The organism is Ruegeria sp. HKCCD4315 (genome assembly GCF_013112245.1).
In the GTDB taxonomy this organism is placed as follows: Bacteria; Pseudomonadota; Alphaproteobacteria; order Rhodobacterales; family Rhodobacteraceae; genus Ruegeria.
On record NZ_WVRN01000001.1, the window covers coordinates 1,363,396 to 1,376,318 of the forward strand.

At 58.0% G+C, this 12,923-nt stretch carries 15 protein-coding genes; 7 read left to right on the forward strand and 8 right to left on the reverse strand.

The annotated features are described in order from the left end of the window. Nucleotides 1–66 precede the first annotated feature (66 nt). The 3 genes from surE to GS646_RS06850 all read left to right on the forward strand — a co-directional run bounded on the left by surE (nucleotide 67) and on the right by GS646_RS06850 (nucleotide 2,734). A complete protein-coding gene (gene surE / locus GS646_RS06840) occupies nucleotides 67–849 on the forward strand; it encodes a 5'/3'-nucleotidase SurE (RefSeq protein WP_171183486.1) in 783 nt (260 codons plus the stop codon). Then, complete coding sequence (locus tag GS646_RS06845) at nucleotides 846–1,496, forward strand: protein-L-isoaspartate(D-aspartate) O-methyltransferase (RefSeq protein WP_171090421.1); 651 nt, start codon at nucleotides 846–848, stop codon at nucleotides 1,494–1,496. The genes surE and GS646_RS06845 overlap by 4 nt, the downstream gene beginning before the upstream one ends. A gap of 62 nt (nucleotides 1,497–1,558) precedes the next feature. Continuing rightward, the gene (locus GS646_RS06850) at nucleotides 1,559–2,734 is read left to right on the forward strand and encodes a peptidoglycan DD-metalloendopeptidase family protein (protein ID WP_171648444.1); all 1,176 of its coding nucleotides are present in this window, start codon (nucleotides 1,559–1,561) and stop codon (nucleotides 2,732–2,734) included. A 62-nt stretch (nucleotides 2,735–2,796) separates the two neighbouring features. Here the strand turns inward: GS646_RS06850 and GS646_RS06855 are convergent, their stop codons facing one another. Both GS646_RS06855 and GS646_RS06860 read right to left on the reverse strand, forming a co-directional pair. After that, nucleotides 2,797–3,468, reverse strand: a complete 672-nt coding sequence (locus GS646_RS06855) for a YafY family protein (RefSeq protein WP_171648443.1) — start codon at nucleotides 3,466–3,468, stop codon at nucleotides 2,797–2,799. Nucleotides 3,469–3,489: 21 nt separating this feature from the next. Continuing rightward, nucleotides 3,490–3,795 (reverse strand): hypothetical protein, encoded by a 306-nt coding sequence (locus tag GS646_RS06860; protein ID WP_171090416.1) that lies wholly within the window; start codon nucleotides 3,793–3,795, stop codon nucleotides 3,490–3,492. A gap of 222 nt (nucleotides 3,796–4,017) precedes the next feature. On the opposite strand from GS646_RS06860, the gene GS646_RS06865 reads away from it, so the two are divergent. The 4 genes from GS646_RS06865 (at nucleotide 4,018) to GS646_RS06880 (ending at nucleotide 6,532) form a co-directional block, all read left to right on the forward strand. Further along, complete coding sequence (locus GS646_RS06865; protein ID WP_171090414.1) at nucleotides 4,018–4,233, forward strand: twin-arginine translocase TatA/TatE family subunit; 216 nt, start codon at nucleotides 4,018–4,020, stop codon at nucleotides 4,231–4,233. Nucleotides 4,234–4,239: 6 nt separating this feature from the next. Continuing rightward, a complete protein-coding gene (tatB, locus tag GS646_RS06870; protein WP_171090412.1) occupies nucleotides 4,240–4,698 on the forward strand; it encodes a Sec-independent protein translocase protein TatB in 459 nt (152 codons plus the stop codon). Then, nucleotides 4,695–5,576 carry a twin-arginine translocase subunit TatC gene (gene tatC / locus GS646_RS06875; RefSeq protein ID WP_171090410.1) on the forward strand — a complete coding sequence of 294 codons (882 nt, stop codon included), beginning with the start codon at nucleotides 4,695–4,697 and terminating at the stop codon, nucleotides 5,574–5,576. The genes tatB and tatC overlap by 4 nt, the downstream gene beginning before the upstream one ends. A gap of 113 nt (nucleotides 5,577–5,689) precedes the next feature. Next, the gene (locus GS646_RS06880) at nucleotides 5,690–6,532 is read left to right on the forward strand and encodes an ATP-binding protein (protein WP_171090408.1); all 843 of its coding nucleotides are present in this window, start codon (nucleotides 5,690–5,692) and stop codon (nucleotides 6,530–6,532) included. 60 nt (nucleotides 6,533–6,592) lie between these two features. On the opposite strand, the gene GS646_RS06885 is transcribed toward GS646_RS06880, so the two are convergent. The 6 genes from GS646_RS06885 to GS646_RS06910 form a co-directional block, all read right to left on the reverse strand. Further along, on the reverse strand, nucleotides 6,593–7,237 hold the full coding sequence (locus tag GS646_RS06885) for an SDR family oxidoreductase (protein WP_171183480.1): 645 nt from the start codon (nucleotides 7,235–7,237) through the stop codon (nucleotides 6,593–6,595). A gap of 42 nt (nucleotides 7,238–7,279) precedes the next feature. Next, complete coding sequence (locus GS646_RS06890; RefSeq protein ID WP_171090404.1) at nucleotides 7,280–7,528, reverse strand: hypothetical protein; 249 nt, start codon at nucleotides 7,526–7,528, stop codon at nucleotides 7,280–7,282. Between the two features lie 266 nt (nucleotides 7,529–7,794). After that, nucleotides 7,795–9,318 carry an amidophosphoribosyltransferase gene (purF, locus tag GS646_RS06895; RefSeq protein ID WP_171090402.1) on the reverse strand — a complete coding sequence of 508 codons (1,524 nt, stop codon included), beginning with the start codon at nucleotides 9,316–9,318 and terminating at the stop codon, nucleotides 7,795–7,797. 654 nt (nucleotides 9,319–9,972) lie between these two features. Next, nucleotides 9,973–10,566, reverse strand: a complete 594-nt coding sequence (locus GS646_RS06900) for a CvpA family protein (RefSeq protein WP_171183478.1) — start codon at nucleotides 10,564–10,566, stop codon at nucleotides 9,973–9,975. A 40-nt stretch (nucleotides 10,567–10,606) separates the two neighbouring features. Next, nucleotides 10,607–11,971 (reverse strand): DNA repair protein RadA, encoded by a 1,365-nt coding sequence (radA, locus tag GS646_RS06905; protein WP_171090399.1) that lies wholly within the window; start codon nucleotides 11,969–11,971, stop codon nucleotides 10,607–10,609. Between the two features lie 122 nt (nucleotides 11,972–12,093). Beyond that, complete coding sequence (locus GS646_RS06910) at nucleotides 12,094–12,876, reverse strand: DNA repair protein (protein ID WP_171183476.1); 783 nt, start codon at nucleotides 12,874–12,876, stop codon at nucleotides 12,094–12,096. Nucleotides 12,877–12,923 lie beyond the last annotated feature (47 nt).

The window sequence follows — 12,923 nt, forward strand, 5'->3', positions numbered from 1 at the left end:
CTGCGTCGCTTGCCGCAACGCAGGCCGGGGTCTATCAAGGGCCAAACGCGGGGGTAAAACGGGCATATGCGTATTCTTCTGACCAATGATGACGGGATCAACGCTCCGGGCTTGATCACGCTTGAGGCGATTGCGGCCGAACTGGCTGGGCCGGATGGCGAAGTTTGGGTGGTTGCGCCTGCCTTCGAGCAATCCGGGGTCGGGCATTGCATCAGCTACACCCATCCCACAATGATCGCCAAGCTGAGCGAGCGGCGCTATGCAGCCGAAGGCTCGCCTGCGGATTGTGTTTTGGCGGGGCTGCATGATGTGATGGCAGACCGCCGACCCGATCTGGTTTTGTCCGGTGTAAACCGGGGGAACAACTCGGCTGAGAACACGCTTTATTCCGGCACGATTGGCGGTGCGATGGAGGCAGCCCTGCAAGGTGTGCCTGCAATTGCACTGTCGCAGTATTTCGGCCCGCGCAATCTTGGGCTGGATGATCCGTTTGAGGCCGCCGCACGCTTTGGCGCTGATCTGGTCCGGCGTATTCTGGATGCCAATCCGGCCGAGCAGGGCGATTACCGCCTGTTCTATAACGTGAATTTCCCACCCGTTCCGGCAGATGAGGTGCTGGGCACGCGCGTTGCAGCGCAGGGCTTCCGGCGCGACACGCATTTCTCGGTCGAACCGCACAGCTCGCCCTCGGGGCGGCGGTTCCTGTGGATCAAAGGCGGTTATCAGCACAACCCAACCGCCCCGGGCACCGATGCGGCGGTCAATTTGGAAGGCTATATCTCGGTCACGCCAATGCGTGCTGACCTGACCGCCTACGACATGCTGGAGGCGCTGAAGGCAGTCGAATGAGCGGACTGGACCCTGAAACCGTAATGCAGTTCCTGTTTGCCCTGCGCAAACGGGGCGTGACCGATGCGCGCGTTCTGGCAGCGATGGAGCAGGTGGACCGGGGCCGGTTTGTCACCGGCCTGTTTGCAGACCGCGCTTATGAGGACATGCCGCTTCCGATTGCCTGCGGCCAGACGATCAGCCAGCCTTCGGTTGTCGGGCTGATGACGCAGGCGCTGGATGTGCGTGCACGGGACACCGTGCTCGAGATTGGCACTGGTTCAGGCTATCAGGCGGCGATCCTGTCCAAGCTGGCGCGCCGGGTTTACACGGTCGAACGCCACAGGCGGTTGGTCAATGAAACGGGTAAGCTGTTTGCCGACCTGGGACTGACGAATATCACTGCCATGTTGTCGGATGGATCCTTTGGTTTGCCGGAACAGGCGCCGTTTGATCGGATCATTGTGACCGCAGCGGCCGAAGACCCTCCGGGCCCGCTCTTGGCGCAGCTGAAAATCGGGGGTATTATGGTTTTACCCGTGGGTCAGTCGGACGCCGTGCAGCAGTTGATCAAAGTGACGCGCACTGAAACCGGTCTGGACTATGATGAATTGACGTCGGTTCGTTTTGTGCCTCTGCTGGAGGGGCTTGGGAAGGACGAGACGTAACAGGCTTTGTGAATTGGTCGCCGGAACCCCGGACAACAGGGGCAGGCTTTGAGGACAGAATTATGAAAGCAGTATCCAAATCAGCTATGCGCCGCTGCGCGACCGGACTGGTCGCTGTCGTCGTTTTGGCCGGGTGTGAAGGGCCCTTGGACTATGATCTGCGTGGGCAGGTCGGTGGGTTCTCGACTGCCGATGCGGCGCAAGCTTCCACCACATCGCGGCCCACACCGGACAGCCGGGGTGTGATCACTTATCCCAACTATCAGGTTGCCGTAGCCCGTCGGGGCGACACAGTGCGTGACGTTGCCGCGCGTGTTGGCCTGCCGGAAAGTGAGTTGTCGCGCTTCAACGGATTGCAGGCCACCGACAGTTTGCGAGAAGGCGAAGTGCTGGCCTTGCCGCGCTCGGTCGGTGCCGGTAGCGGGGTGGATATCGCTTCGGTGGCCGGAAGTGCGATCGATCAGGCCCCGGATACGGGTTCGGTTCAGACAACGACATTGGAACCAGCGAAACCCGCGCCAACCGCCGCCCCTGTGCCTTCGGGGCCGGAACCGGTCCGGCACAAGGTCAAACGGGGCGAGACGGCCTATACCATCTCGAGGCTCTATCAGGTGCCGGTCGACGCGCTTGCGGAGTGGAACGGGCTTGGGCCCGATTTTACCGTGCGCGAAGGTCAGTTTCTATTGATTCCGGTCAAGAACCAGCCTGCACCACGGCAAAGCGCTGCGGCGGCTGCGGCACCTGTTGCGGCCACTGAAGTGACCGAGCCGGGGCAGGGATCGCCAACACCGACCCCGCCAAGCGCCACCCAGCCGCTGCCTGAAGAAAAAGTTGCACCCAAAGCTGAGGCACCGGATGTGACGGCCGAAGCCCCGACCAATACGCGCTCTTCGGCCCTTTCACTGCCAGTAAGCGGTACCATCATCCGTGGCTACAACAAGGGCAAGAATGAAGGCATCGACATAGCCGCAGCACCCGGTACGGCTGTAACAGCGGCCGAGGCAGGTACGGTTGCGGCGATAACGGCGGATGCGGATCAGGTTCCGATCATCGTGGTTAAACACAAAAACGATCTGCTGACAGTTTATGCCAACGTAGACGACATTACCGTAAAGAAAGGTGACCGCGTGCGTCGTGGTCAAAAGCTGGCGCAGTTGCGGGGTGGAGACAACGCCTATGTACATTTTGAAGTGCGCAAAGGGTTCGAGTCTGTTGATCCAGAGCCCTACCTGAAGTGAGGATGAATGGCCCGTTTCGGGCCATGCCTCCGGCGGGAGTATTTTTGAAAAGATGAAGAAGGTCAGACGTTTGGGTCGTAGTCGCTCAGGCGTTTGCCGGGTTCGTCCGCAAAGAGTTCCGGCAACGGCGCGATAGTTTCGATCAGGTCGATACGGAAGACGCGGAAACCCTGACGAAGTTCGCACCAAGCGGTGAGGGTCCAGACGCGGCCCCAGTATTCCATGTGAAGCGGGCGGATGGTGCGTTCGGTCAGAACCCCGTCGATCCTTTGATATGACAAGCGAAGTTTCTGGCGCGATTTGATGGCTGCGCGGATCGGGGCCATATGTGCCAGCCCACGGGCGGCATCGGCAAAGGGGTAAACGGCGAACTTCCATGCGTCGGCTTCGGCTATTACCTGCGTGGGCAAGACGGCATCGATTTTGTCAGCCAGAGAATTGGCAGCGGCTTTCAGGTCAGGATCGGCGGCCTCGGCCACGATAGCCATACCGAGGTTGAGCGCTTCAAGCTCGGCTGTAGTCAGGTTCAGCGGGGGCAGGGTGATCTGCTCGCGCACCATGTAGCCCACGCCGCGTTCGCCTTCGACCGGAACACCCGAAGCCACCAGCGTATCCATATCGCGATAGATGGTGCGGACCGATACCTCGAGCCGGTCCGCAATGTCCTGCGCACGGTGCAGTTTGCCGTCGCGCAGGATCTGTATGATGTCGAAAAGACGATCCGTGCGGCGCATATTACGCCGTCCAGACCGCGCTTAGGCGGTCATGTTCCATAACACGTTCTCGTGGCGCATCTGAATGCTGTCAGGATTGATGGCTGCCATCAGACCGGCGCAGAAGTCCTGTTGTGGGAATTGCGCGGCGGCGTCTTTGGCCGCCTTCATGTCCGTCCAGACGACATAATCGGTCCAACGCCCGTCTTCGCCCTGGCTCAACTGGCGATGGGCGAAGCCCGGTGCGCTGCGGACAAAGGCTTCTGAGGCTTGGCTGAGTTTCACAAATTCTTCCGGTGTGGTGCCATTGGCAAGGGTGAAGGTGACGATTTCAGCAACATGGGTCATTTGGGTCTCCGTTGACCAGGTTTCGATACCGTCTTCGTAATGCTACCCAACTGACATAAACCTGTCAGTTGGAAAATGCGAGCCCTTAGATTCTGCGGGATCATATCAATTTTTACCTTCAAACAGCACTTGTTCCCTTTTGAGGCAACGCATCCGGGCGTAAACACAGAGCCAGTTCATATTCCCGGCACGTAAGGGTGCCGATGAAAGAGGAGAAAAGACATGCTCAACAATATCGGCCTTCCCGGTCTTCTGCTGATCGCCGTTGTGGTTCTGGTTCTGTTTGGCCGCGGCAAGATCAGCTCGCTGATGGGTGAAGTTGGCAAAGGTATCACCGCCTTCAAGAAGGGCGTGAAGGATGGCACGGAAGAGCTGGAACAAGATGCGTCCGAGATGGCCAAGGACGTCACTCCTGAAACCGAGAAAGACAAGGCGTAAGCGCAGATGTTTGATCTGGGCTGGACCGAACTTCTGGTCATCGGCATCGTTGCCCTGATCGTTGTGGGGCCGAAGGACCTGCCGGTGTTGTTCCGCAATGTCGGGCGTTTTGTCGGCAAAGCCCGTGGCATGGCGCGCGAATTCAGCAGCGCCATGAACGAGGCTGCGGATCAGGCTGGCGTGAACGAGATCAAGAAAGGTCTCGACGCTGCCGCGAATCCTGTGGGTTCTGCCATGGACGGTGTCAAACAAGCCGCGCAGGATATGGCCAAAAGCATCGATCCTACCAAGTTCGATCCTGACAGCGAAACCGGCAAACTGGCGGCAGAACGGGCCGAGCAGGCCAAGAAAATTCAGGCCACCACAGCACGTGCCGCCGCCGAACGCAAAGCCAAGGAAGCTGCCGACGCATTGGCCAAGGCTGAAGAGGCCGAGGCTGCGCTGAACACTGAAAGCAAGACATGAGCAAGACCGACGAGATCGAAGATACCTCGGCCCCCCTGATCGAGCATCTGGCCGAGCTGCGCACGCGGTTGATACACTGCGTCGTGGCTTTTCTGGTCGGGATGATCATCTGCTTTACCGTGGCCACGCCGCTTTTTAACTTTCTGACCAATCCCCTATGCGAGGTACTGACTGAGCGTGGACAGGATTGCGGCCTGATTTTCATCTCGCCACAGGAAGGTTTCTTTGTGGCCATCAAGGTCTCGTTGCTGGGCGGGTTCATTCTGGCGTTTCCCTATATCGGGATGCAGATGTGGCGCTTTGTGGCGCCGGGGCTGTATAAGTCGGAAAAGAACGCGTTTTTGCCCTTCATGCTGGCCTCGCCCTTCATGTTCCTTCTGGGCGCAAGCTTCGCGTTCTATGTCGTCACGCCACTGGCCTATGATTTCTTCCTTGGGTTCCAGCAATTTGGTGCTGAAGGTGAAGCCGTAGCAGATGGTGCAACTGCTGCACCTCTGAGCGTGGTTTTCCAGGGCTCAGCACAGGAATACCTGAACCTGACGATCAAGTTCATCGTGGCTTTCGGGCTGTGCTTCCAACTGCCGGTTCTTTTGACCCTCATGGGCAAGGCGGGACTGGTCAGCGCCGAAGGCCTGGGTGCCGTGCGCAAATATGCAGTCGTAGGCATTCTGGTGCTGGCTGCTATCGTGACGCCCCCGGATGTAATCACGCAGATCATCCTCTTTGTTGTGGTTTATGGCCTTTACGAAATTTCGATCTTCCTGGTCGCTCGGGTCGAACGCAAGCGCGAAGAACAACTGCGTGCCGACGGCTATTACGACGATGAAGAGGCTGAAGCGGATGCCGATCATATGCAGGATTACGAAGAAAAATCGTGATCTATAGAAAATACTGAACAAGGCGTGCCGATCTCTGGCGCGCCTTTTTCGTTTCCGCCTCTTGTTGCGCCGGAAGGAACATGGTTTGAACACCAAAACGACCGGAGGCCCCTATGGATGATCAAGCCCTGAACCGTATTGCTGATGCGCTGGACCGCATGGCACCGGCCCCATTGGCTGCCCCGGATTTTGACGAAGCCCCTGCATTTGTCTGGCATGTGGAACCCGACCGGTTAGAGCCTGTGAACCAGGTCAACCGCGTCGATTTGGACTTGTTGGTCGGCATCAATCGGTCGCGCGACACCTTGCTTGATAACACGCGTCGGTTTGCCGCCGGATACAAGGCGAACAACGCGTTGTTGTGGGGCGCGCGGGGCATGGGGAAGTCCAGCCTTGTCAAGGCAGTGCACGGAACCCTGCAATCGGACCATCCGGATTTGAAGCTGGTCGAATTGCAACGCGAGGATATGGCGTCGGTTGCACGCCTTCTGAACCATCTGCGCGCTGCGCCGCACCGGTTCATCCTGTTCTGCGACGATCTTTCGTTCAGCCATGATGACCAGCATTACAAATCGCTCAAGGCCGTTCTGGACGGTGGTATTGAAGGTCGCCCGGAAAATGTTGTTTTCTACGCCACCTCGAACCGTCGTCACCTGATGCCAAGGGACATGATCGAAAACGAACGCTCCAGCGCCATTAACCCATCCGAGGCGGTTGAGGAAAAGGTTTCGCTGTCCGACCGTTTTGGACTTTGGCTGGGCTTTCACCCCTGCGATCAGGACGAATATCTGGCCATGATTGACCGCTATTGCGCGGCCTATGGCGTATCGGTCGATGCAGGCACTCTGAGGGCCGAAGCCATTGAGTGGCAAGCCACGCGCGGCTCACGCTCAGGCCGCGTTGCCTGGCAATTCTTTGTCGATCTGGCCGGTCGCAACGGCGTTCACATCGCCTGATCCCAGCTTCATCTGGCTAAAAATACCTCCGCCGGAGGCATGGCCCGCAAGGGCCATTTCCTATAGCAGCGCCAGAATGCGCGCGGCTTCACTTGCCGTGCTGTTCAACGCGTCCCGGTCTTCTCCGGGATGGAACCGTGCGCGTACGGCGGTGGGCATAGGCGCAGGTTCGACAATTGAAACGCGTGGGCCGGTGCGTTCAGTTTCCGCGGCCCAACTGCGGGCCAGGGCCATCTGCGCGGCCTTGGTGGCCCCATAGATGCCATAGAACTTCTCGCCGGCCTTCGGGTCGTCAAAGAACACCGCGTGGCCGTTTTCACCCAGCAGGGGCGTAACGTAGGGGATCAGAACCGAGGTCGCATTGGCGTTGGTGTTAACGGCCTTTGCCCACTCTTTCGGATCAATGAAATGAGTTGGTGTCAGGGCCGAGGTATGGATCGCCGTGTGCAACCAGAGATCCACCTTACCCCATCGGTCGTGAATCCCTCTGCACAAGGTTGCCATGGCATTTGGATCGGTGATGTCCATAGGGGCCAGCGTTGCCGAACCTCCCTTGGCCTTGATCCGGTCGTCCAACTCTTCCAGTCCGCCAGTGGTTCGGGCGACTGCAACTATGTGATACTCGGGCGCCAACGCTTCGGCCAGGGCAGCGCCCAACCCGCGGGAGGCCCCGGTGATAAGGGCGATTTTGGTCTGATCGGTCATGGCTGCGGTTTGTACCCCTGCGCGCGGGGCGTCAAGTCGCGATTAGCTGCCGGGAATGGTGATCCGCTTGGTCTGGCCGCTTTGTCGCAGCATAATGCCATGTTCATCAATCGCAACAACCGTACCCGAAGCAACTCGGCTGCCGGTTTTCACCTCTTTCACGCGCCCCGATGAAAGCCGCATAAGGGCCCGCAGATCGGCTTTTGGCCCAAAGACCCCAAGAACCGAAACGGAATTCTTCTTTAACGCGCCACGCTGGGTGGCTGCGCTTTTGACTTTTGTATTCGACATGATCTGCGGCCTGGACCGTAGCCCAAACCCCTTTGTAAGTGAGTGGTGCGGGCCAAATATCAAAACCGAAACGGAAACTAAAGCGCATCACACACTGATGTCATCGAGACAAACGTGCCCTACAAAAAAGCCCTTGAGATCACGCAGCATTCACCGCTGAGTTGTGGCAAAAACCCACTCATTACAACGGTTCGAAACGAATGGAGTCGCCAAGCTGATAAAGCGAATCATTCGCCGTTAACGTGGGATGGTAAAGGTAAACCCGTTTAACCAGACGCCAGCTTTGCTGCGTTCCACGACCCGCCGGGTACCTGCATATCTGCACGTTTCTGGCTGACGCGGCTGCTGTTTTCCAGATTGTCCAGATAATCCTCGCTGACGCTGCCGGTAATATAGTTTCCGTCAAAGCACGAGCAGTCAAAGGCTTCGATCTCGGGGTTGCCTTCTTTCGCGGCCCAGATCAGGTCATCCAGATGCTGATAGAACAGCGCGTCCGCGCCCAATTCTTCCCGGATTTCTTCGATCTCTTTGCCGTTTGCGATCAGTTCGGCCTTGGTCGGCATGTCGATGCCGTAGACGTTGGGATATTTCACTGGGGGCGAGGCGCTGGCGACATAGACCTTTTTGGCACCTGCGTCGCGGCACATCTGAACGATCTTTTTAATTGTGTTCCCGCGTACGATGGAATCGTCGATCAGCAGAACACTGTGACCATCAAATTCCAGCGGCACGGCGTTCAGTTTGCGGCGGACGGATTTCTGTCGCTCTGCCTGACCCGGCATGATGAAGGTACGCCCGACGTAGCGGTTCTTGACCAGACCTTCGCGATAAGGGATGCCTGTGATCTTTGCGGCTTCCAACGCTACAGGGCGGGCGCTGTCGGGCACCGGTATAATCCGGTCGATTTCCAGGCCGGACTCCTGAATCTGTTTGGCCAGTGTCTGACCCATGCGCATCTGGGTCTTGTAGACCGAAACACCGTCCAGCAGTGAGTCCGGGCGGGCCAGATAGACATACTCAAAGATACAGGGTGTCAGCTTGCCTTCAACTGCTTGAAATTCGTGCATGTTGCCGTCCAGATCGATCAGGATCGCTTCGCCCGGGCGAAGGTCGCGCAGCTTTTCAAAGCCATTAATGCCAAAGGCCACATCTTCCGAGGCGAACGCATAATCATCCCCTGCGCCGTCCACTGTGCGTTTCGCAACCGACAAGGGGCGAATGCCAAACGGATCGCGGAAGGCCAGCATTCCAACGCCTGCGACCAGACAGATCACGGAATAAGCGCCCTGAACCCGCTCCATCGTCATCTTCACACCTGCAAACAGGTTGCGGATGGGTTCTGCATTGCCGTTCACCTTGATCGCGTCGGCCACTTTGTCGGCCAGCACGTTCAACAGGATTTCTGAATCTGAGGTAGTGCGCAGGTGACGGCTGTATTTGCCTGTAACTTTTTCGCGCTGTTCGGCGGTGTTTGTGATGTTGCCGTTGTGAACCAGATAGATGCCATATGGCGCGTTCACAAAGAACGGTTGCGCTTCGGCCGCGCTGAGCGAACCTGCGGTGGGATACCGGACATGGCCCATACCGACATGGCCCAGAAGGGTTTCCGCGTCCTGAGCGTTGAACACATCCTTGACCAACCCGTTGGCCTTCTTTTCGCGGAAAAACTCGCCATTGAAGGTCACGATCCCCGAGGCATCCTGACCCCGGTGCTGCAGCATCAGCAGCCCGTCATAGATCTCGGCAAACACATCATGTGTCCGGCTTGCGATTCCCAAAATCCCACACATTTACGGGGCTCCAACTTCTATGACGATTTGATCTGAGGACTGACCGCATTACGGCTTCGGACAATCTGTGACGCGTGCGCGGGTGTATTTGAGGCAGAAGAAAGTGACGCCAATAGGGCGACCATCATCACGACCAGCGCGCATTCATACAGAAAGAACAAGATCGGTGGCTCCGATTCTGTGGCGGGTTGGCCTCCACATAAAGCCTAATGGCGTGGCTGTCATCAAAGGATCACATTTACCAATTGCCGCAGGCTGAAATTGTGCACAACGGCTGATGTTCGGGAAACGGATGACATGTGCAGTCATATATGCTGTCATGCGCATGAATATGTATAATTCTGGATTAGAGAAACACCCAGAGGATCCGAATGTGGCAACATAAGTCTCAGCAAAAGAAACCGGAACGGGTCAAGCAACGGTGCCATCGATGCCGGGGCATGGGGCGCGCGCCCTGCCAGATCTGCAACGGCGCGGGCGAAGTTGTCAAAAGCCGAGATATTCTTGGCAAACCGATCTCCAGCCGGTGTGATGGGTGTTTTGGATTAAAAACGATCAAATGCACTGTATGCGGCGGCGAAGGATTTACCTGACAAACAAGAAAAAAAGCCCGGTCAGAGCCGGGCTTTCCAGAAAGCATGGATTGGGCCGTGTTTAGCCTTCCGCAGGTGCAGTGGTGTCAGGCTGGGTGTTGCCTGCAGTGCAGCTGGCCACCAGCTCTTCGTACTGTGCGGTAACCCAGCCCAAAGCAGCCTCGGGGTTTTGTTCTTCGATCTGACCGCTGAACTGCTCGAAAACCTTGGCCGAGCGGCTTTCGTCGACAATTGTGTAAGACTGACCGGTCATCACGGTATCGTAGACAAAGAAAGCGATCGCAACCAGCAGGATGCCCCGCGCGATGCCAAAGAACAGACCAAGCGCCTGATCCAGACCACCCAAAGCCGAGCGTTGCACCAGTGACGAAAACAACGGCGTGAAAATGCTGACCACAATCAGCGCCACGGCAAAGACTGCGGCAAAGCCGGTGATGACTGAAAGCTCGCAACTGTCGCGCAGGAAATCTCCGACTACGGGGATCTCCTTGACCAGTGGGACGGCCTGCGGAGCAAAGATGAACGCCAGAACAGCCGCTGCGACCCATCCTGCGATAGCCAGAACTTCGCGCATGAAACCACGTGAGTAGGCCAATAAGCCCGATAGCACGATGACCAGGGCGACGACCCCGTCAATTATTGTAAAACCTTCCATGGCCCTCGCCTGTTCGTTTTCTGCCCCTCAAGGCGCGACTTTAACCTGCTCCGAAGGTTTCGCCAACAAACCCAACCAAATCAGAGGGTCGGGTGAGTGACAGACCTGCCACAGTGCCGGTTTTGCCACCCGCCGGAGCAATTGCCGCTGTGAAACCAAGTTTTTGAGCTTCTTTCAACCTGTTTTCTGTCTGCGGAGCGGGTCTAAGTGCCCCAGATAGCGAGATTTCTCCGAAAACGACGGTGTCGGCGGGCAGGGCGGTGTCTTCACGCGCGCTGAGTAACGCAGCGGCAACCGCGAGGTCTGCGGCGGGTTCGCTGACCTTTAGCCCTCCGGCGACGTTCAAATAGACATCAAGGCCAGCAAACGGGATTCCGCAGCGCGCCTCGAGCACAGCTAGGATCATGGCCAGCCGCCCGCTGTCCCATCCAACGACCGTGCGGCGGGGCTGGGAATGGGGCGAAGGGGCGACAAGGGCCTGCAATTCGACCAGAACGGGGCGGGTGCCTTCGATACCCGCAAAGACAGCCGAACCGGGGCTGGGCGTGCCGCGTTCCGACAGGAACAGGGCGGAGGGGTTTGTAACCTGCGCCAGCCCTTTGCCCGTCATCTCGAAGACGCCGATCTCATCAGCAGGACCAAAGCGGTTCTTGACCGCGCGCAGGATGCGGAACTGGTGGCCGCGTTCGCCCTCGAAATACAGCACAGTGTCGACCATGTGTTCGACCACGCGCGGGCCCGCGATCTGACCTTCTTTCGTAACGTGGCCGACCATGATGATCGACACACCGTGTCGTTTCGCAAATGTGGTCAATTCATGGGCTGCGGCCCGGACTTGTGACACCGATCCGGGCGCGCTGTCCACATTGTCGGCCCACATGGTCTGGATCGAGTCGATAATTGCCAGACCGGGCTTTTCGGCCTCAAGCGTCGTGAGGATGTCGCGCAGGTTGGTTTCTGCGGCCAGTTGGACTGGCGCGTCCTCAAGCCCAAGACGACGTGCACGCATCCGGACCTGTGCGCTGGCTTCCTCGCCCGAGACGTAGATGGTTTTGACACCAGCACGCGCGAACCGGGCAGCAGCCTGCAATAGCAGCGTGGATTTACCGATGCCCGGATCTCCGCCCACAAGAAGAGCAGAGGCCGGGACCAGACCACCGCCCAACACCCGGTCAAGTTCTTCCACGCCGCAAAGGGTGCGGGGCGGTGGGGTTTCCTCGGTCGACAAATCCGTGAGTGCAATGGACTGGCCGCGTTTGCCGCCGAGGGATTTCTTGGTCGGGCCAGCCGAAAGGGGCACGTCTTGAACGATGGTGTTCCATTCGCCGCACGCGTCGCAGCGTCCGGACCATCGCGTATGTGTTGCTCCGCAGGCCGAGCAGGAGAAAGAAGTCGTTTTTGCCATGCGGCCTTTGGTGCCCGAGCTTGGGCGGTTCTTCAAGCCCTTGCGGGCTTTCCTCACCACCGGTGGCGCGCTGCGGCCTCAGGCCCCGAACGGGCCATCGCCCACAGCGGGCGCTGACGCGCCTATTCCGCCGCCCGAGGGGGGGACATCGCAACCACGCTGGACGCCTTTGAGGCGCTGTCTTTGCGTGGTGTTTGCAACTGAGTCGACAGTTCGGGCAACAGCTCGAACAGTTCATCCCGCAAGCGTGCCAATTGCGATTTGGCGATGGTTTCTTCCATTTCCACGTCGCGCGTCCATTGGCGCAATTCGTTTTGGATGACCTGAGCCTCTTCCAAACGTTGCTGGAACAGCTCAATCTCTTGCTGCCGTTGTTGCAGGAACATCTGCGCCCGTTCGACCCGAGCGTCGCCATAGGTTTCGGCCAATTCCTGGCTGATCTGGCTCATTTGTGCAGCCAGTTCCAAAATCTCAGGTTCCAGCGATTGCAGGTCAGGGTGCTGGCGCAGAAACGCCATACGCTCTTTGACCGCGTCGAACTCGGAGGACATCATGAACAGCCCGCTTCGGTCAGCGGCGTGGGCCATCTGATAGGCGTTCGCGATGTCATACATGTTGAGGGCAAATTTGCGATGGTTGTTTTCCAATGCCATCATTCGCGCGTTTGCCGGCAGATAAAATGCCAGCATGAGAATCAGTGCGGTCAGCCCGATCTGGATGAACATCCCGGCATCCGCCGCCGGTTCGTCGCCGAATCCGGCCTGCATTGAAAGCCAGGGCAACACGCCCAAAGCGGATAGTATCGTGGTTGAAACGGCCAGCAGGGCCGCCATGCAAATCAGTAAAAAAGTCAATCTTAAAAAGGCATTCTGACATTGCAATGTGATGTTGTGGAGGGCGGCCATGATCGTCGAACTCCTTTTTCAAACCGGAACACACCGGGCCGAAGCGG